Raw genomic sequence first — 16,872 nt, forward strand, 5'->3', positions numbered from 1 at the left:
GCGTGGTGTGGCTCTTCCTGTTTCCGTCATGTCACCTCGCCCCGCAGGAGCAGACCCGCCGTGCGTATCGCTGTCACCGGCTCCATCGCCACCGACCACCTGATGACCTTCCCCGGCCGTTTCGCCGATCAGCTCGTGGCGGACCAGCTGCACACCGTCTCGCTCTCCTTCCTCGTCGACGAACTGGACGTGCGCCGCGGTGGCGTCGCCCCCAACATCTGCTTCGGCATGGGCGTCCTCGGCCTCCGCCCGGTCCTGGTCGGCGCCGCGGGCCAGGACTTCGCCGAGTACCGCGCCTGGCTGGACCGGCACGGCGTCGACACCGCCTCCGTCCGCATCTCCGAGGTGCTGCACACCGCGCGCTTCGTCTGCACCACGGACACCGACCACAACCAGATCGCGTCCTTCTACACCGGGGCGATGAGCGAGGCCCGCCAGATCGAGCTCCAGCCGGTCGCCGACCGGGTGGGCGGCCTCGACCTGGTCCTGATCGGCGCGGACGACCCCGAGGCGATGATCCGCCACACGGAGGAGTGCCGCTCGCGGGGCATCCCGTTCGCCGCCGACCCCTCCCAGCAGCTCGCCCGCATGGAGGGCGACGACATCCGCGTCCTCGTCGACGGCGCCACGTACCTCTTCACCAATGAGTACGAGAAGGCCCTCATCGAGTCCAAGACCGGCTGGTCGGCGGAGGAGATCCTGGCCAAGGTCGGCACCCGCGTCACCACGCTGGGCGCCCGCGGCGTGCGCATCGAGCGGGCCGGTCAGCCGACGATCGAGGTCGGCTGCGCCCAGGAGGAGGCCAAGGTCGACCCGACCGGCGTCGGCGACGCGTTCCGCGCCGGCTTCCTCGCGGGCCTGACGTGGGAGCTCCCGCTGGAGCGCTCCGCCCAGCTGGGCTGCATGCTCGCCACGCTCGTCATCGAGACGCTCGGCACCCAGGAGTACGAGCTGCGGCGCGGGCACTTCATGGAGCGCTTCGCCAAGGCCTACGGCGACGAGGCCGCGGCCGAGATCCAGGCCCGCCTGGCCTGACGCGCCTTCGCTCCACGCACGCCCCCGGACGTCCCCGACGTCCGGGGGCGTGCGTGCGCCCGGGCCCGGCCCGGTGCGGCGTCGCCTCCTCCCGGAGCCGGGCGCGTACCGGGCCGTCCGGCGCCGGACCGCCCGTACGCGCCCGGCCGCCGCCTACCGGAGGCGCCGCACCGTGTACGCGACCCCGCCCTCCACCGGGCGCTCGCCCACGTACTCCTGGTCCCGCATCCCGCACCACGCCGGGACGTCCAGCCGCGCCGCCTCGTCGTCGGACAGCACCGTCACCAGCCCGCCCACCGGCACGTCGCCGATCACCTTGGCCAGCTCGATGACGGGGATCGGGCACCGCTTGCCCAGCGCGTCGACGACCAGCTCCGCCCCGCCCTCCGCGGCGGCGGTGGCCGGTGCGGCCGGCGCGGCCGTCTCCCGGGGGACGCCCAGCCGCTTGCGCACCGAGGCCACCGCCCCGGGCAGCACGTCCAGAAAAGCCTCCACGTCCGCCTCCGGCGTCCCGGCCGGCAGCGAGACGCGGACGTTCCCCTCCGACAGCACGCCCATCGCCCGCAGCACATGGCTGGGCTCCAGCGTGCTGGAGGTGCACGACGAGCCGGAGGAGACGGAGAAGCCGGCCCGGTCCAGGGCGTGCAGCAGCGCCTCGCCGTCCACGTAGAGGCAGGAGAAGGTGACCAGGTGCGGCAGCCGCCGCACGGGGTCGCCGACCACCTCCACGTCCGGCACGAGCTCCGGCACCCGGGTCCGTACCCGCTCCACGAGCTCCCGCAGCCGCGCCGCCTCGGCCGCCGCCTCCGCCCGTACCGCCCGCAGCGACGCGGCGGCCGCGACGATCCCGGGCAGGTCGGGGAAGCCGGGGGCGCGCCCCGACTCCCGTTCGTCCGCGGGCCCCTGAGGCGCGAAGCGCACGCCCTTGCGCACCGCCAGCAGCCCCACCCCCGCCGGGCCGCCCCACTTGTGGGCGCTCGCGGCCAGCAGCGACCAGCCGCCCTCGACCGGGCCCCAGCCCAGCGACTGCGCGGCGTCGACGAGCAGCGGCACGCCCGCCGCCCGGCACTCCTCCGCGACCTCGGCGACCGGCTGCACGGTGCCCACCTCGTGGTTGGCGGACTGGAGGGCGGCGAGCGCGGTGCCGGGGCGCAGGGCCGCCGCGTAGGCGCCGGGCGCGACCCGGCCCGTACGGTCCACGGCGACCTCGGTCACCGTGCCGCCGGCCGCCGCCAGGGACGCGGCCGACTGGAGGACGGCCGAGTGCTCGACGGCGGACACCACCAGATGGCGGCCCGTCCGGCGGCGGCCGGCCAGCGCGCCCGCGATGCCGTCGTGCAGCGCGCGGGTACCCGATGGGGTGAACACCAGCTCGTCCGGCCGGCAGCCGACCGCCTCGGCCGCGGCCTCGCGCGCGGCGTCCAGCAGCAGCCGGGCCCGGCGGCCCTCGCGGTAGAGCCGGGCGGGGTCCGCCCAGCCCTCGTCGAGGGAGGCCAGCAGCGCCTGGCGGGCGACGGGGTGCAGCGGTGCGGCGGACGCGGCGTCGAAGTAGGGCACGGCGACACGCTAACCCCCCGGGGCGGCCGGGGGGACGGTGCGGTGACCGGAAGATCACCGGGGTGGCGCCGGGCCGGCCCGCCCAAGATCGTCCAGGACTCCGGGGGAGGGGCGCGCGACCTGGCCCGTCACTCGTACGCACCCCTCGTAAGCTGCACTGACGGTCCTCCAGATAGCCTCCGGAGCCCTGGATTCCACCCCTTCGGGGAGTGGCCCGGCGCGTTGGGCACCCTCCCCGCGCGGCCCCAAATAGCGTCCAGTAGGGTTTGGTCCGCATAAACATCCAAACCCCTGCCCGCAGCGGGCCGGCGACCGACCAGCGAGACGGCCGCAGCCGGCCGCACGGGCGAGACTCTCGGGAAGGCGCTACGTGAGTCCCAACGGCTCCGACCGCTCGTCGCGGCGCCCGGTGCGGCGGAAGCTGCTGCAGGCGCTGGCCGCGGGCGCTGTCCTTGCGACCGCCTCCGGTTGCACATATAAGGACTTTCCCCGCCTCGGAATGCCCACTCCTGTCACGGAAGAGGCGCCGCGGATCCTCTCCCTGTGGCAGGGCTCCTGGGCCGCCGCCCTCGTGGTCGGCATCCTGGTGTGGGGCCTGATCATCTGGAGCGTCATCTTCCACCGGCGCAGCCGGAGCAAGGTCGAGGTTCCTCCGCAGACCCGGTACAACATGCCCATCGAGGCGCTGTACACCGCGGTCCCGATCATCATCGTGTCGGTGCTCTTCTACTTCACCGCGCGCGATGAGAACAAGCTCCTCGCCAACCCCGAGAAGCCGCAGCACGTCGTGAACGTGGTGGGCTTCCAGTGGAGCTGGGCGTTCAACTACATGGAGAACGTCGACGGCAACGCCGCGACGCCGGCGAAGCCGCTCCGTGAGAACAAGGAGCTCGACGCGATCCCCGACCGGTTCCTGAAGAAGGTCCCGGCCGGCGCCGAAGGCGTCTACGACGTCGGCACCCCGGGCGACCGGAACCCGCAGAACAACAACCCGGGTCCCACGCTCTGGCTCCCCAAGGGCGAGACGGTGCAGTTCGTCCTGACCTCGCGGGACGTCGCCCACTCCTTCTGGGTGGTGCCGTTCCTGATGAAGCAGGACGTCTTCCCGGGGCACACCAACAGCTTCACGGTGACCCCGAACAAGGAGGGCACCTTCATGGGTAAGTGCGCCGAGCTCTGCGGCCAGGACCACTCCCGGATGCTCTTCAACGTCAAGGTCGTCTCTCCTGAGCGGTACAAGGCGCACCTGAAGGAGCTGGCCGCGAAGGGCCAGACCGGTTACCAGCCGGCGGGTATCGCGCAGACGGATCACGCGAAGAACGCGGAGACCAAGAACAAGTGAGCATCCTCAACGAACCCCAGGGTGCCGCCGCCGCGACAGCCACGGCAGCACCGCCCGTACGCCAGAAGCAGCCCGGCAGTACTGTGATCAAGTGGCTCACCACCACGGACCACAAGACGATCGGCACGCTCTACCTGGTCACGTCGTTCGCGTTCTTCTGCATCGGCGGCCTGATGGCGCTCGTGATGCGCGCCGAACTCGCCCGTCCCGGCACGCAGATCATGTCGAACGAGCAGTTCAACCAGGCGTTCACGATGCACGGCACGATCATGCTGCTGATGTTCGCGACGCCGCTGTTCGCCGGATTCGCGAACTGGATCATGCCGCTTCAGATCGGCGCGCCCGACGTGGCGTTCCCGCGGCTGAACATGTTCGCCTACTGGCTCTACCTCTTCGGCTCGCTCATCGCGGTGTCCGGCTTCCTCACCCCGCAGGGTGCGGCCGACTTCGGCTGGTTCGCCTACTCCCCGCTGTCGGACGCCGTCCACTCGCCGGGCGTCGGCGCGGACCTGTGGATCATGGGTCTGGCCTTCTCGGGCTTCGGTACGATCCTCGGCTCGGTCAACTTCATCACCACGATCATCTGCATGCGCGCGCCCGGCATGACGATGTTCCGCATGCCGATCTTCACCTGGAACGTCCTGCTGACCGGTGTCCTGGTCCTGCTGGCCTTCCCGGTGCTGGCGGCCGCGCTGTTCGCCCTGGAGGCGGACCGCAAGTTCGGGGCCCAGATCTTCAATCCGGCCAACGGCGGCGTCCTGCTCTGGCAGCACCTCTTCTGGTTCTTCGGCCACCCCGAGGTGTACATCATCGCCCTGCCGTTCTTCGGCATCATCTCCGAGGTCATCCCGGTCTTCTCCCGTAAGCCGATGTTCGGCTACTGGGGTCTGATCGCGGCCACGATCTCGATCGCCGGTCTGTCCGTGACGGTGTGGGCGCACCACATGTACGTCACAGGCGGCGTGCTGTTGCCCTTCTTCTCCTTCATGACCTTCCTGATCGCGGTCCCGACCGGTGTGAAGTTCTTCAACTGGATCGGCACCATGTGGAAGGGCTCGCTGTCCTTCGAGACCCCGATGCTCTGGGCCGTCGGCTTCCTGATCACCTTCACCTTCGGTGGTCTGACCGGCGTCATCCTGGCCTCGCCGCCGATGGACTTCCACGTCTCCGACTCGTACTTCGTGGTCGCGCACTTCCACTACGTCATCTTCGGCACCGTGGTGTTCGCGATGTTCTCCGGCTTCCACTTCTGGTGGCCGAAGTTCACGGGCAAGATGCTGGACGAGCGCCTGGGCAAGATCACCTTCTGGACGCTGTTCGTGGGCTTCCACGGCACGTTCCTGGTGCAGCACTGGCTGGGTGCCGAGGGCATGCCGCGCCGCTACGCGGACTACCTCGCCGCCGACGGCTTCACCACGCTGAACACGATCTCGACGATCAGCTCCTTCCTGCTCGGCCTGTCGATCCTGCCGTTCATGTACAACGTCTGGAAGACCGCCAAGTACGGCAAGAAGGTCGAGGTCGACGACCCGTGGGGCTACGGCCGCTCCCTGGAGTGGGCGACCTCCTGCCCGCCGCCGCGGCACAACTTCCTCACCCTGCCGCGGATCCGCAGCGAATCCCCGGCGTTCGACCTGCACCACCCGGAGATCGCGGCGCTGGAGCTGGAAGAGAACCTCGGCGCTGACAAGGCCCTCGCGGGTGGCAAGGAGGCCGGCAAGTGAAGATCCAGGGCAAGATGTTCATCTGGCTCGCCGTCTTCGTCCTCGCCATGGCGATCGTCTACGGCGTGTGGTCGAAGGAGCCGGCCGGTACGACCGCGCTGTTCCTGGCCTTCGGCCTGTGCATCATGGTCGGCTACTACCTGGCGTTCACCGCGCGCCGGGTGGACGCGGGCGCTCAGGACAACAAGGACGCGGACGTCGCCGACGACGCCGGTGAGCTGGGCTTCTTCGCCCCGCACAGCTGGCAGCCGCTCTCCCTGGCCATCGGTGGCGCGCTCGCCTTCATGAGCATCTGCTTCGGCTGGTGGCTGATGTACTTCTCCGCCCCGATCATCGCCGTCGGCCTCTTCGGCTGGGTGTTCGAGTTCTACCGCGGTGAGAACCAGAACCAGTAGGTTCCGCACCGCCAGGCCCGGGCCCCGCACACCCTCCGGTGTGCGGGGCCCGGCGCGTTCCCGGGGCGGCCACCCGTTCGGAGTCACCCCGCAGGCCGAGGCCCCCGATCCTTCCTACGGTGTGACCATGAGTCACTCTCCTCGACGCCGTGTGGTGCACCTCTGCGCCATGGTGGTGTCCTCCGTGGCGCTGGGGGCCACCGCGTGCGGCGGCTCGTCGAACCCGCTCGCCGACGCGCCCTACGACGCCACCGGGCAGGTCGCGCTCACCGGCGCCGAGGACGGGCGCAAGGCCGACCCCAGCAAGCCGCTGGAGGTGACCGCCGACGGCTCGGACCGGATCACCGACGTGACCGCGACGGACGCCGCCGGCCGCTTCGTGAAGGGCGAGCTCGACGCCGACGGCCGCCGCTGGCACAGCACCGGCGCCCTCGCGGCCGGCGCGCACTACACCGTCCGCGTCAGCACCGAGGACGAGGACGGCTTCCAGGGGCGTCGCACGGTCGGCTTCGACACCAGCGCGGCCGACCGGCTGCTCCGGGTCGCCTTCGGCCCGCAGAGCGGCACGTACGGCGTCGGACAGCCCGTCACGGCCGAGCTCAGCGCCCCCGTCCAGGACCCCGCCGCGCGCGCCGTCGTCGAGCGCGCCCTGAAGGTCGACACCCGGCCCGCCGTGGAGGGCGCCTGGCACTGGGTGGACAACCGGACCCTGCACTACCGGCCCAAGGACTACTGGCCCGCCCGCACCACCGTCGCGGTCCGCTCCGGCCTGGACGGCATCAAGGTCGCCGGCGGCCTCTACGGCGGCTCCTCCAAGCCCGTGAAGCTCACCATCGGCGACCGCATCGAGGCCGTCACGGACGCCGCCGCGCACAGCATGACCGTGCTGCGCAACGGCAAGGAGATCCGCTCCATCCCGGTCACCACGGGCAAGCCGGGCTATGCCACCCGCAACGGGGTCAAGGTGGTCCTCGGCAGGGAATCCTTCGTACGCATGCGCGGCACCAGCATCGGCATCGCCGAGGGCAGCGAGGACTCCTACGACCTGCCCGTCCGCTGGGCCACCCGGGTGACCTGGAGCGGCGAATACGTGCACGCCGCGCCGTGGTCCGAGGGCTCGCAGGGCAGCGAGAACGTCAGCCACGGCTGCACCGGCATGAGCACCGACAACGCCAAGTGGTTCTTCGACACCATCCACCTGGGCGACCTCGTCAAGGTCGTCAACAGCGCGGGCACCACCATGACGCCCTTCGACAACGGCTTCGGGGACTGGAACATGCCCTGGAAGCAGTGGCGCGAGGGCAGCGCCCTGGCGGCCGGCAAGCGCGACGGCAGCAACCCCGCCGACGCCGCCCGCCTCCGCCCCGAGATGTAGCCGCGGGACGGCCGCCCCGGTGGCCCCAGGGGGGCTTCCGGGGCCGTTCCGGGAGCCCCCGGCTCAGACCTCCACGGCCCGCTTGCCGCGCAGCAGCCCGGCCAGGGCGTCCGCGAACGCCGCCGGGTCCAGCGGGTGCGTCACGGCGGCGTCCGCGCGGCTCCAGGTGGCCAGCCAGGCGTCCTGCGGGCGCCCCATGAGCAGCAGCACCGGCGGGCAGCGGTAGATCTCGTCCTTGAGCTGCCTGCACACGCCCATGCCGCCCGCCGGCGCCGTCTCGCCGTCCAGCACGCACACATCGATCCGGCGCTCCTCCAGGGCCGTCAGGACGGCGGGGAGGGTCGCGCACTCCAGGTACTCGACGGCGGGCACGTCGGCCGCAGGGCGGCGTCCGGCGGCCAGCCGCACCTGCTCGCGGGTGCCCGCGTCGTCGCTGTAGACCAGCACCGTGGCGGTCGGCTGCATCGTTCCTCCAGGCTCAGTGGACGGGCACGGCAGGTGGCACGGGCGCGGCGCGCGCGGAGGCGTCCGCGCAGGCGTGCGCCGAGGCACCGCCTGCGCGGATGCTACTCCGCGCGCGCCGCGCCCGAGGAGGGTTCGGCAGGGCCGGAGATCTCCGCGCGGCCGGGCCCGACGGCCCGTCACCAGCGGTCCTCCCGGGGCCCCAGCAGGGCCCCGGCGGGTCCGCGGCAGGGCTGCGGAACGACTGCTTCCCCCCTTTGGGGGACCCCGGCCTTGGGCCGTACGAGCAGGGCATACGGTCTTGACACACCGAACGGCACCCCCCGGAGTGAGCGCGAGATAAGCGACCGACATAATGTCGGTCGTGGCGACAGCAACAGCAGTAGATACCGGGCACGCGCACCCCTCGGTCAACCGGCCGAACCTCACCAGCGTCGGAACCATCATCTGGCTGAGTTCCGAGCTGATGTTCTTCGCGGCCCTCTTCGCGATGTACTTCACCCTGCGATCGGTCATGGGTGCCGAGCACTGGAAGGAAATGGCGTCCGCGCTGAACCTTCCGTTCTCGGCGACCAACACCACGATCCTGGTGCTCTCCTCCCTCACCTGCCAGCTCGGTGTGTTCGCCGCCGAGCGCGGTGACGTGAAGAAGCTGCGCATGTGGTTCGTGATCACGTTCGTGATGGGTGCCGTCTTCATCGGCGGCCAGGTCTTCGAGTACACCGATTTGGTCAAGAAGGACGGGCTCTCCCTGTCCTCCGACCCGTACGGCTCGGTCTTCTACCTGACGACCGGCTTCCACGGCCTGCACGTGACGGGCGGCCTGATCGCCTTCCTGCTGGTCCTGGGCAGGACGTACGCGGCCAAGAGGTTCACCCACCACCAGGCCACAGCGGCCATCGTCGTGTCCTACTACTGGCACTTCGTCGACGTGGTGTGGATCGGCCTCTTCGCCACGATCTACTTGATCAAGTAACTCGAAGATTTCGGTCCCGCACCGGACCATCAGTCCCGCATCGACGCAGAAGATCCTGACACCGGGGTAATCCGTGAAAAAGCTCTCCGCACGACGACGCCATCCGCTGGCGGCGGTCGTCGTCCTACTCTTCGCGCTGGCGGTAACCGGGGGGCTGTACGCCGCGTTCGCGCCGGCGGACACGGCCAAGGCCGATGACACCGCCCAGTCCCTTGCCATCGAGGAGGGCAAGAAGCTCTATTCCGTGGGCTGCGCCAGCTGCCACGGCACCGGCGGTCAGGGCACCACCGACGGCCCGAGCCTCGTCGGCGTGGGCGCCGCGGCCGTCGACTTCCAGGTCGCCTCCGGCCGCATGCCGCTCCAGCAGCAGGGCGCCCAGGCTCCGAGGAAGAAGGCGATCTACAACCAGGCGGAGATCGACCAGCTCGCCGCCTACATCGCCTCGCTCGGCGCCGGCCCGGCCGTTCCGACGAAGGAGCAGTACAGCCCCGACGGCGCGGACATCGCCAAGGGCGGGGAGCTCTTCCGCACGAACTGCGCGCAGTGCCACAACTTCACCGGTAAGGGCGGCGCCCTCTCGAACGGCAAGTACGCCCCCACCCTTGAGGACGTCAACCCCAAGCACATCTACGAGGCCATGCAGACCGGCCCGCAGAACATGCCTTCCTTCCCGGACACGACGATGTCGGAGAAGAACAAGAAGGACATCATCGCGTACCTCGACACGGTCAACAGCAGCAAGGCGGAGAGCCCCGGCGGCCTCGAACTGGGCGGGCTCGGCCCGGTCAGTGAGGGTCTGTTCGCGTGGGTCTTCGGTCTGGGTGCGCTGATCGCCGCCGCCATCTGGGTCGCCTGCCGGACCGCAAAGGCCAAGAAGTCATGAGTAGCCAAGACATTCCAGAAGAGAACCTGCCGAGCACGCAGGGCGAGGCGCACGGCGGAGCCGTGAGCACGAAGGTCGCCGACCCGTTCGCCGACCCGGGCATGCCGCCGCACGAGCACCGCATCCAGGACATCGACGAGCGGGCCGCCAAGCGCTCCGAGCGCGCGGTCGCGTTCCTGTTCCTGTTGTCCATGCTGGCCACGGTCGGGTTCATCGCCTCGTACGTGACCCTGCCGGTCGACAAGAACATCTACGTCTTCCCGATCGGCCACATCAGCGCCCTGAACTTCTCGCTGGGGCTCACCCTCGGCGTGGCGCTGTTCTGCATCGGCGCCGGCGCGGTCCACTGGGCCCGCACGCTGATGTCGGACGTGGAGGTCGCCGACGAGCGGCACGCGATCGCGGCCGAGCCCGAGGTCAAGGCCAAGGTCATGGCCGACTTCCGGGAAGGCGCCGAGGAGTCGGCCATCGGCCGGCGCCCGCTGATCCGCCGCACCATGTTCGGCGCGCTGGCGCTGCTGCCGCTCTCCGGCGTGGTCCTGCTCCGCGACCTCGGACCGCTCCCGGGCACCAAGCTCCGGAAGACCGCCTGGTCCGAGGGCAAGATGCTGATCAACCAGAACACCCTCCAGCCCCTGCGGCCCGAGGACGTCCAGGTCGGCTCCCTCACCTTCGCCATGCCCGAGGGCATGAAGGAGGAGGACCACGATTTCCAGAAGGAGATCGCCAAGGCCGCCCTGATGATCGTCCGGCTCCAGCCGGAGAACATCAAGGACAAGCGCGAGCTGGACTGGTCCGTCGACGGCATCGTCGCGTTCTCCAAGATCTGCACGCACGTCGGCTGCCCGATCAGCCTCTACGAGCAGCAGACGCACCACGTGCTCTGCCCGTGCCACCAGTCCACCTTCGACCTCGCCGACGGCGGACGCGTGATCTTCGGCCCGGCCGGACACGCCCTTCCGCAGCTGCGGATCAAGGTCAACGACAAGGGCTACCTTGAGGCCATGGGCGACTTCGCCGAGCCCGTCGGTCCTGCCTACTGGGAGCGCGGATGAGTACTACGACCGACAACCGGCGCAAGGCGCCCGCGGGTGAGCGGGTAGCCGACTGGGCCGACGGCCGGCTGGGTATCTACACCCTGGCCAAGGCCAACATGCGCAAGATCTTCCCGGACCACTGGTCCTTCATGCTGGGTGAGGTCTGCCTCTACAGCTTCGTGATCATCATCCTCACGGGTGTGTATCTGACGCTGTTCTTCCACCCCAGCATGAGCGAGGTCGTCTACCACGGCTCGTACGTCCCCATGCAGGGCATGCGGATGTCCGAGGCGTTCCAGTCGACGCTCAACATCAGCTTCGACATCCGTGGCGGTCTGCTCATCCGGCAGATCCACCACTGGGCCGCGCTGATCTTCCTCGCGGCGATGTTCGTGCACATGATGCGCGTCTTCTTCACGGGTGCCTTCCGCAAGCCGCGTGAGGTCAACTGGCTGTTCGGCTTCCTGCTGTTCGTCCTCGGCATGTTCACCGGTTTCACCGGTTACTCCCTGCCGGACGACCTGCTCTCCGGCACCGGTGTCCGCTTCATGGAGGGCGCGATCCTGTCCGTGCCGATCGTCGGCACGTACATCTCGATGTTCCTCTTCGGTGGCGAGTTCCCGGGCTCGGACTTCGTGCCGCGCTTCTTCTCGATCCACGTCCTGCTGCTGCCGGGCATCATGCTCGGTCTGCTCGTGGCGCACCTCATCCTCGTCGTGTACCACAAGCACACCCAGTACCCCGGCCCCGGCCGGACGGAGAAGAACGTCGTCGGCATGCCGCTCATGCCGGTCTACATGGCCAAGGCCGGTGGCTTCTTCTTCCTGGTCTTCGGCATCATCGCGGCCATCGCGGCCATCGCCTCGATCAACCCGATCTGGGCCATCGGCCCGTACCGGCCGGACCAGGTGTCCACCGGCGCCCAGCCCGACTGGTACATGGGCTTCGCCGAGGGTCTGATCCGTGTCATGCCGGGCTGGGAGATCAACCTCTGGGGCCACACGCTCGTCCTGGGCGTGTTCATCCCGCTGGTGATCTTCCCGCTGGTCCTCGGCGCGATCGCGGTCTACCCGTTCATCGAGTCCTGGGTCACCGGTGACAAGCGCGAGCACCACCTGCTGGACCGCCCGCGCAACGCCCCGACGCGCACCGCGTTCGGTGCCGCGTGGATCGCCGCGTACTTCGTGATGCTGGTCGGTGGTGGAAACGACCTGTGGGCCACCCACTTCCACCTCTCGATCAACGCCATCACCTGGTTCGTCCGGATCGGCTTCTTCGTCATCCCGGTGCTGGTCTTCATCGCCACCCGCCGGATGTGCATGGGCCTCCAGCGCCGCGACAAGGACAAGGTGCTGCACGGCCGCGAGTCGGGCATCATCAAGCGCCTGCCGCACGGTGAGTTCGTCGAGGTCCACGAGCCGCTGTCGCAGGAGGAGCTGCACACCCTCACGTCGCACGAGCAGCCCAAGCCGCTCGAGCTCGGCCCCGAGGTCGACGAGAACGGTGTCAAGCGCAAGATCGGTACGTCCGAGAAGCTCCGGGTGAAGCTCTCCAAGGGCTTCTACGGCGAGGGCACGCAGATCGACAAGCCCACCGCGGAGGAGTACCAGGAGATCACCAGCGGCCACGGCCACCACTGATCCCCGACCGGCCGGTCCGCACCGGCCACTGATCGCTGATCGCCACAGCGAGAGCCCCGTCCAGCGCGTGGACGGGGCTCTTCGCCGTTCCCGGGGCTGGATAGGCTGGGACCGGCAGAGCCCCGGAAGGCGGCGGCTCGCAGTCCGACCACCAGGAGCGTGGACCATGAACGTTGTGACCCCGGCAGGCGGCGACAGCGCGGTGGCCCCCTCCTGGCCGGGTCTCCTGGAGGCCCTGCTCGGCGGAGTGGACCTGAGCGCGGACGACACCGCCTGGGCCATGGACCGGATCATGCGCGGCGAGGCCACCGACGCGCAGATCGCGGGCTTCGTGGTCGCCCTGCGCGCCAAGGGCGAGACGGTCGCCGAGATCTCCGGCCTGGTGCGCGCGATGTACCAGCACGCCCGGCTGATCGAGGTGCCCGGCCCCAGCGTGGACATCGTCGGCACCGGCGGCGACGGCGCCAAGACCGTCAACATCTCCACCATGTCCTCGATCGTCGTCGCCGGCACCGGCGCCAAGGTGGTCAAGCACGGCAACCGCGCCGCGTCCTCGGCCAGCGGCGCCTCGGACGTCCTGGAGAAGCTCGGCGTCAATCTGGACCTGACGCCGCGCCGGGTGGTCGAGGTGGCCGAGGAGGCGGGCATCACCTTCTGCTTCGCCGTGAAGTTCCACCCCTCGCTGCGCCACGTCGCCCCCGCGCGGCGGGAGCTGGGCATCCGGACCACCTTCAACGTCCTCGGCCCGCTGACCAACCCCGCCCGGGTCAAGGCCCAGGCCACCGGCGTCGCCGACGCCCGGATGGCACCGATCCTGGCCGGCGTGCTGGCCGAGCGCGGCTCCTCGGCGCTGGTCTTCCGCGGCGACGACGGGCTGGACGAGCTGACCACGACCGCGACCTCGCGGGTCTGGGTGGTCCGGGACGGCGCGGTCCGCGAGGAGCCCTTCGATCCCCGGGACGTGGGCATCCCGCTGGTCCCCGTGGAGGCGCTGCGCGGCGCCGACGCCTCGTACAACGCCGATGTCGCCCGCAGGCTGCTGGACGGCGCGACCGGGCCCGTACGGGACGCGGTGCTGCTGAACGCGGCGGCGGCGCTGGTCGCCCTGGACCCGACGGACGCGCCGCTCACCGAGCAGGTCGCCGCCGGGATCGCGCGGGCCGCGGAGTCGCTGGACTCGGGGGCGGCCAAGCGCGCCCTCGACCGCTGGGTCGAGGCCAGCAACGCGTAACGCCACAAGGCGAGGTGGGGCGTCCGTGATGCGGACGCCCCTTTCCGCGCGACGATCAGTTGTGCCATACTCCTCGCCAGGTCACGAGTGACAGCGACACGGCCCCGGCCCGCTGTCCGGCAACCCTCCTTCTGCGGCGGGGTGCCCCGGGTGATGACCAGGTCGCAGGCACAGAGGTCTGCGGCAAGCGCGGATCCCTCGCCAGGGATCCTGGTTGTCGAGGGAGATCTTTCCGTGGTTCAGCGAATGCGTTAGGGCTCCGCACACCCCATATCCGGGTTCTGCGAGCCCTTTTCCGGTTTCCGACGCACCTTTCCCCCCTTTTCCCGCGCCCGCCGCGCGGCGGAATTCGCCTGCCTTCCCACGGGAGTTCGCCATGTCTGTCCCCACCCTTGCCGCCGACCGTTCGGTTTGCCCGCCTCTGCCCGTTCTCGGGAGGGATGTCCGGGTGCCGCTGGTGACCGGCGGCGAGGTGACCTACGCGGCCCTCGACTACGCGGCCAGCGCCCCCGCGCTCCAGCGGGTCTGGGACGACGTGGCGGCGTACGCGCCCTACTACGGCAGCGTGCACCGCGGGGCCGGCTACCTCTCCCAGCTGTCCACCGACCTGTTCGAGAACAGCCGCGCCGAGGTCGCCGCCTTCCTCGGCTGCCGGCCGGACGACCAGGTGGTCTTCACCCGCTCGACCACCGACTCCCTCAACCTCCTCGCGGCCGCGGTCCCCGCCGGCTGCCGGGTGTTCGTCTTCGAGACCGAGCACCACGCGGCGCTGCTGCCCTGGGAGCGGCGCGCGGACGTCACGGTCAGCTACCTCGACGCGCCCCGCTCGCCGCGCGAGGCCGTCGAGACCCTGGAGCGCGCCCTCGCCGACCGGGAGCCCTACGGCCCCGCGCTGGTCTGTGTGACGGCCGCGTCGAACGTGACGGGCGAGCTGTGGCCCGTACGGGAGCTGGCGGCGGCCGCGCACGCCCACGGCGCCCGGATCGTGCTCGACGCCGCGCAGCTCGCCCCGCACCACCCGGTGGACGTCACGGAGCTCGACGCCGACTGGATCGCCTTCTCCGGGCACAAGCTGTACGCGCCGTTCGGCGCCGGGGTGCTCGCCGGCCGCCCGGACTGGCTCCGGGGCGCGGAGCCCTATCTGGCGGGCGGCGGCGCGACCCGCCAGGTGGCGCGGGGCGCCGACGGCGGGGTCCTGGTCGACTGGCACGAGACCGCCGCCCGGCACGAGGCGGGCTCGCCCAACGTCATCGGCGCCTACGCCATCGCCTCGGCCTGCAAGGCGCTCACCGAGGCCGGCTTCGAGACGCTCGTCGCGCGCGAGCGGCAGCTCATCGAGACCGTCCGGGCGGGCCTCGCCGACGTGCCCGAGGTCCGGGTGCTCTCGCTCTTCGGCGACGACGCGCCGCGGGTCGGCGTGCTCGCCTTCACCGTGGACGGCTGGAACAGCTCGCACTTCGCGGCGGCCCTCTCCGCGGAGTACGGCATCGGCGTCCGCGACGGCCTGTTCTGCGCGCACCCGCTCGTGCGCCTCCTGCTCGGCGGCGCGCCGGACGCGCCGGGGGAGTGCGGGGCGCCCGACGAGGGACAGAACCTCAACGCGATCCGGGTGAGCTTCGGGGCGGGGACGCCGGACGAGCACGTGGAGCGGTTCGTCGCCGCGGTGCGGGAGCTGGTGCGGGACGGGGCGCGGTGGTCGTACCGGACGGTGGGCGGGCGGTGTGTGCCGGCGTAGGGGGTGCGGGTGCGGCGGGGGCGGGTGGTGCGCCTGCGGCGGGCCTTTCCCCTACCCGCCCCTTCCCGCCGCATCCGATGTGCGGCTCCGCCGCGTGCGGGGCTCCGCCCCGGACCCCGGTCCTCGAACTCCCCCGGCTACCGCTGGGAGGTGCCCCCGGACGGGCTGAGTTGTCGCCCGGTCGGACGGCGCTACGCGTCGAGGCCGATCGCGAACGCCGCCTCCAGGTCGTGGTGGGAGTACGTGCGGAACGCGATGTGCGTCTCCGTCGAGGCCACGCCCGGGACCTTGCTGATGCGGCCCGGGATGACGTCCGCCAGGTCGTCGTGGCGCGCCACCCGCACCATCGCGATCAGGTCGTGCGCGCCGGTCACGGAGTACACCTCGCTGACCCCCTCCAGCGCGGCGATCTCCTCGGCGATCTCCGGGATGCGGTCGACGTCGGTCTTGATGAGGACGATCGAAGTGATCACGGCTGGCTCCTATCGGGGGTCGGGGGCGGTCCCCCGGGAGAGCTCAGGCCCTCGCTCGGCCCGGCTGCGCCCTTCACTCTAACCGCACGCCTGTACCGGGCCCACGCGTAGAGGAAGCCGAGCGAGAAGCCCACCACATGGGCCAGATAGGCGACTCCGGGCCGGTCGTCGGCCGCCCGGGCGGCCAGCCATTGCAGGACGAACCAGAACAGCAGGACGGCCCAGGCGGGGAAGCGCAGCGGCAGGAAGAAGAGGAACGGGAAGAGGCTGGTGACCCGGGCCCGTGGGAAGAGGTAGAGGAAGGCCCCGAGCACCCCGGAGATCGCTCCGGAGGCCCCGACGAGCGTCTGCTCGGAGTGGGCGTGCGCGGCGGCGTAGCCGAGCAGTGCCAGCACCCCGGCGGCGAGGTAGAAGAGCGCGAAGGCGACCCGGCCCATGCGCTCCTCGGCCATGGCGCCGAAGACGTGGAGGAAGAGCATGTTCCCCAGCAGGTGCAGCCAGTTGCCGTGCAGGAAGAGAGCCGTGAGCGGGGTGAGCAGCTCGCCCGGCGGGCCGTGCCAGAGCTCCTCCGGCACCACGCCCCAGCGGGCGAAGTAGGCGCTCTGCGCGGCCAGCTGCGCGGGCCCGGAGGGGTCGGTACCGGGGGCGGCCGGCCAGATGGTCAGGCCGGACGTGGGGCCGAGCACGAAGACGGCACAGCAGATGCCGATGAGGGCGTAGGTGACCACGGGCGTCGCGGACCGCGGGCGCGCTGCCTTTCCGATCATGAGCAGATCATGGCGTACCGGCAGCAAACCGCACAGAGCGCCTCGCCGGGGCGCGGATGCGGGCCCGTACTGCGGCCATCCGGGCGCCGCATGACCATCAGGACGTAGGGTTACGGGGAGCACACCCGCAGTTCGACGGCGCACCGCGGACCGCCGGGACGCCTGAACGGCGCCCGGCCGGACAGCAGACGGTCGGCGGACGGTCCGGACGGCGGGCCGGCAAGGGACCGACGGCAGATC

At 70.8% G+C, this 16,872-nt stretch carries 15 protein-coding genes and 1 riboswitch; of the genes, 11 read left to right on the forward strand and 4 right to left on the reverse strand.

The genetic code is table 11. The annotated features are described in order from the left end of the window. The first annotated feature begins 60 nt into the window (after positions 1-60). Positions 61-1,035 carry a carbohydrate kinase family protein gene (locus tag SMD11_RS24180; protein WP_087928433.1) on the forward strand — a complete coding sequence of 325 codons (975 nt, stop codon included), beginning with the start codon at positions 61-63 and terminating at the stop codon, positions 1,033-1,035. Between the two features lie 153 nt (positions 1,036-1,188). Here SMD11_RS24180 and SMD11_RS24185 read toward each other — a convergent pair whose 3' ends face one another. Continuing rightward, positions 1,189-2,592 (reverse strand): cysteine desulfurase/sulfurtransferase TusA family protein, encoded by a 1,404-nt coding sequence (locus tag SMD11_RS24185; RefSeq protein ID WP_087928434.1) that lies wholly within the window; start codon positions 2,590-2,592, stop codon positions 1,189-1,191. A 370-nt stretch (positions 2,593-2,962) separates the two neighbouring features. On the opposite strand from SMD11_RS24185, the gene coxB reads away from it, so the two are divergent. The 4 genes from coxB (at position 2,963) to SMD11_RS24205 (ending at position 7,428) form a co-directional block, all read left to right on the forward strand. Then, positions 2,963-3,934 (forward strand): cytochrome c oxidase subunit II, encoded by a 972-nt coding sequence (gene coxB / locus SMD11_RS24190; RefSeq protein ID WP_087928435.1) that lies wholly within the window; start codon positions 2,963-2,965, stop codon positions 3,932-3,934. Continuing rightward, on the forward strand, positions 3,931-5,658 hold the full coding sequence (ctaD, locus tag SMD11_RS24195) for a cytochrome c oxidase subunit I (protein WP_087928436.1): 1,728 nt from the start codon (positions 3,931-3,933) through the stop codon (positions 5,656-5,658). Before coxB ends, ctaD begins: the two co-directional genes overlap by 4 nt. After that, complete coding sequence (locus SMD11_RS24200) at positions 5,655-6,053, forward strand: cytochrome c oxidase subunit 4 (RefSeq protein ID WP_087928437.1); 399 nt, start codon at positions 5,655-5,657, stop codon at positions 6,051-6,053. The genes ctaD and SMD11_RS24200 overlap by 4 nt, the downstream gene beginning before the upstream one ends. 127 nt (positions 6,054-6,180) lie before the next feature. Further along, complete coding sequence (locus tag SMD11_RS24205) at positions 6,181-7,428, forward strand: L,D-transpeptidase (protein WP_087928438.1); 1,248 nt, start codon at positions 6,181-6,183, stop codon at positions 7,426-7,428. Positions 7,429-7,491: 63 nt separating this feature from the next. Here SMD11_RS24205 and SMD11_RS24210 read toward each other — a convergent pair whose 3' ends face one another. Further along, complete coding sequence (locus SMD11_RS24210) at positions 7,492-7,893, reverse strand: hypothetical protein (RefSeq protein ID WP_087928439.1); 402 nt, start codon at positions 7,891-7,893, stop codon at positions 7,492-7,494. Between the two features lie 352 nt (positions 7,894-8,245). Here SMD11_RS24210 and SMD11_RS24215 point away from each other — a divergent pair, with 352 nt between their 5' ends. The 6 genes from SMD11_RS24215 (at position 8,246) to SMD11_RS24240 (ending at position 15,392) form a co-directional block, all read left to right on the forward strand. After that, positions 8,246-8,866: a cytochrome c oxidase subunit 3 gene (locus SMD11_RS24215; RefSeq protein ID WP_087928440.1), complete on the forward strand. Its 621-nt coding sequence runs from the start codon at positions 8,246-8,248 to the stop codon at positions 8,864-8,866. Between the two features lie 73 nt (positions 8,867-8,939). Next, positions 8,940-9,749, forward strand: a complete 810-nt coding sequence (locus SMD11_RS24220; protein ID WP_087928441.1) for a c-type cytochrome — start codon at positions 8,940-8,942, stop codon at positions 9,747-9,749. After that, positions 9,746-10,804 (forward strand): ubiquinol-cytochrome c reductase iron-sulfur subunit, encoded by a 1,059-nt coding sequence (locus tag SMD11_RS24225; protein ID WP_087928442.1) that lies wholly within the window; start codon positions 9,746-9,748, stop codon positions 10,802-10,804. The genes SMD11_RS24220 and SMD11_RS24225 overlap by 4 nt, the downstream gene beginning before the upstream one ends. Then, complete coding sequence (locus SMD11_RS24230; RefSeq protein WP_087928443.1) at positions 10,801-12,426, forward strand: cytochrome b N-terminal domain-containing protein; 1,626 nt, start codon at positions 10,801-10,803, stop codon at positions 12,424-12,426. The genes SMD11_RS24225 and SMD11_RS24230 overlap by 4 nt, the downstream gene beginning before the upstream one ends. Before the next feature lie 166 nt (positions 12,427-12,592). Then, complete coding sequence (gene trpD, locus SMD11_RS24235) at positions 12,593-13,657, forward strand: anthranilate phosphoribosyltransferase (protein WP_087928444.1); 1,065 nt, start codon at positions 12,593-12,595, stop codon at positions 13,655-13,657. Positions 13,658-13,736: 79 nt separating this feature from the next. After that, positions 13,737-13,853: riboswitch (SAM riboswitch) on the forward strand. Between the two features lie 180 nt (positions 13,854-14,033). Further along, positions 14,034-15,392 (forward strand): aminotransferase class V-fold PLP-dependent enzyme, encoded by a 1,359-nt coding sequence (locus SMD11_RS24240; RefSeq protein ID WP_087928445.1) that lies wholly within the window; start codon positions 14,034-14,036, stop codon positions 15,390-15,392. Positions 15,393-15,583: 191 nt separating this feature from the next. Here the strand turns inward: SMD11_RS24240 and SMD11_RS24245 are convergent, their stop codons facing one another. Both SMD11_RS24245 and SMD11_RS24250 read right to left on the reverse strand, forming a co-directional pair. Beyond that, entirely contained in the window at positions 15,584-15,865 is a 282-nt protein-coding gene (locus SMD11_RS24245) for an Lrp/AsnC family transcriptional regulator (RefSeq protein ID WP_087928446.1), read from the reverse strand. Next, entirely contained in the window at positions 15,862-16,632 is a 771-nt protein-coding gene (locus SMD11_RS24250) for a rhomboid family intramembrane serine protease (RefSeq protein WP_087928447.1), read from the reverse strand. The genes SMD11_RS24245 and SMD11_RS24250 overlap by 4 nt, the downstream gene beginning before the upstream one ends. Positions 16,633-16,872: the final 240 nt, after the last annotated feature.

The sequence above is a fragment of the Streptomyces albireticuli genome (assembly GCF_002192455.1).
Lineage (GTDB): Bacteria > Actinomycetota > Actinomycetes > Streptomycetales > Streptomycetaceae > Streptomyces > Streptomyces albireticuli_B.